This is a genomic window from Bartonella sp. AA83SXKL, assembly GCF_042196965.1.
In the GTDB taxonomy this organism is placed as follows: domain Bacteria; phylum Pseudomonadota; class Alphaproteobacteria; order Rhizobiales; family Rhizobiaceae; genus Bartonella.
The window spans coordinates 1-302 of sequence record NZ_JBHIRG010000202.1 but is presented as its reverse complement, the minus strand read 5'-3'; the positions used below and the strand labels follow the sequence as shown (position 1 = coordinate 302).

Here is a 302-nt window from a genome sequence, read left to right as displayed (position 1 = left end):
CCCTTATATTGGGAGGATTAGCAAGTGGTGAAACACATATCCATGGAATACTTGAAAGCGACGATGTTTTCAATACAGCTGCTGCCATGCAAGCTCTGGGCGCCTGTATTATTAAAAAAGATGATCTCTGGATTATTCGAGGAACCGGAAATGGCTGCTTGTTAGCCGCACAAAAACCTTTAGATTTCGGAAATGCGGGAACAGGTGCACGCCTGGTTATGGGAATGGTTGGACCTTACCATATGAAAACGACCTTTATTGGTGATGCCTCTCTTTCCAAACGCCCAATGGCACGTATTCTT

Annotated in this window: 1 pseudogene; it reads left to right on the top strand. The window is 44.7% G+C overall.

Annotated elements, in window-relative coordinates:
- Positions 1 to 302, top strand: a pseudogene (locus ACFINO_RS10615) (3-phosphoshikimate 1-carboxyvinyltransferase); the annotation flags it as partial.